Raw genomic sequence first — 1,679 nt, 5'->3', positions numbered from 1 at the left:
GTCTATGACGATTCGCATATGATGCTGATGTCGGCCTCGCTGCTCGGCGGCGACGACATCGCCGTCGGCTTCTCGCATTCGGGAAACACGTCGGCCGTCATCGACGCCATCCAGCTGGCCCGCAAGAACGGTGCCCGCACGCTGGCCATCACCAACTACGACAACTCGCCGCTGGCTGCGGTCGCCGACATCGTGCTTTGCTCGACCGCGCAAGGCTCGCCGCTGATGGGCGAGAACGCAGCGGCGCGCATTGCCCAGCTCAACATCCTCGACGCGCTGTTCGTGGCGGTGGCACAGCGCGATTATCAGGCGGCGGAGCGCAATCTCGGCCGCACCATGTCCGCGGTGACATCGAAACGAAAAGACCGGGGCTCATGACGACATCGCCGCTGGTCACCGTGTTCGGCAGCTTGCACTACGACATCATGGTCGACGCGCCCGACCGCCCGCGCAAGGGCGAGACGGTGACCGGCCATGCCTGGCACCCGAAATGCGGCGGCAAGGGCGGCAATCAGGCTGTCTCGGCGGCGCGGGCCGGCGTGCGCGCGGCGATGATCGGCGCCGTCGGCGACGATGATTTCGGGCGGGCGTTGCTGGCCAATCTCAATCGCGCAGTGGTCGACCACCGCTTCGTGCGGGTGGCCGCTGGCGCCGGCTCCGGCATGAGCGTGGCGATCTTCGACGCGGGCGGCGACTATGGCGCGGTGATCGTCTCGGGCAGCAATCTGACACTGGGCCATGCCGACATTGCCTCTGCTTCCGATGTGATGGTCCAAACGGCAGTGCTTTTGTTGCAGAACGAAGTGCCGGAAGCCGGCAACATTGCCGCCGCACGCGCCGTCAAAGCACGGGGCGGCCGCGTCGTGCTCAACGCGGCCCCCGCGCGCGAACTCTCCGACGAGTTGATCGCGCTGGTCGACATATTGGTGGTCAACGCCATCGAGGCTGAATTCCTGGCTGGCACAGCAGTGTTCGAGACGCTGGACGGGGCCGCCCAAGCCGCACGGCTGCTGGCCGATCTTTATCCGGTGGCGATTGTCACGGCGGGCGGCGAGGGCGTCGCCTGTTGCGATCGGAGCGGTGAGGCGTTTGCTCTGTCCGCCATCCCCGTCAAGGTCGCCAGCACGCATGGCGCCGGCGATGAATTCGTTGGCGCGCTGGCCGCGGGACTTGCCCGTGGGCAGACCATGCGGGCGGCCATCACCGCCGCCAACGCGGCTTCGGCCTTGCTGGTCTCGACGCCAGAGGCCGAGCGCGACGGCATCTGATGGCCTGATTCAACGTTGCAAAGAGCTGCGGCCGCCGCCTGTCCTTGCGGCCTCGCGCGAATTCCGCTAAGGCGCGCCTTTGTCGCCGGGGAACACGGACTTGGACGATCAACGCGCCGACGTCGCCATCATCATGGGCAGCCAGTCCGACTGGGCGACGATGCGCCATGCGGCCGAAACGCTGGAAGCACTCGGCATCCCGCACAAACGGCTGATCATCTCCGCGCATCGCACCCCAGACCGGCTCTATGATTTCGCCAAGGGCGCCAAGGCGGCCGGTTATCAGGTGATCATCGCCGGCGCCGGCGGTGCAGCACACCTGCCCGGCATGACGGCGGCGATGACGCCATTGCCGGTGTTCGGCGTGCCGGTGGAATCGAAAGCGCTTTCCGGGCAGGATTCGCTGCTGTC

3 protein-coding genes are annotated in these 1,679 nt (G+C 66.9%); all 3 read left to right on the top strand.

Translation table 11 applies throughout. The features are described 5' to 3' along the window. On the top strand, positions 1 to 378 hold a 378-nt coding region (locus tag EN906_RS33275), incomplete at its 5' end, for an SIS domain-containing protein (protein ID WP_127375728.1). Continuing rightward, on the top strand, positions 375 to 1,268 hold the full coding sequence (locus tag EN906_RS33270) for a ribokinase (protein ID WP_127272233.1): 894 nt from the start codon (positions 375 to 377) through the stop codon (positions 1,266 to 1,268). The genes EN906_RS33275 and EN906_RS33270, both read left to right, overlap by 4 nt. A 100-nt stretch (positions 1,269 to 1,368) precedes the next feature. Continuing rightward, a partial coding sequence (locus tag EN906_RS33265) for an AIR carboxylase family protein (RefSeq protein ID WP_206529243.1) occupies positions 1,369 to 1,679 on the top strand: 311 nt, incomplete at its 3' end.

It is taken from the genome of Mesorhizobium sp. M7A.F.Ca.CA.004.06.1.1 (assembly GCF_003999135.1).
GTDB lineage: Bacteria > Pseudomonadota > Alphaproteobacteria > Rhizobiales > Rhizobiaceae > Mesorhizobium.
Note: the sequence above shows the minus strand (reverse complement) of the source record. Positions and strands in the feature narration are given on the sequence as shown.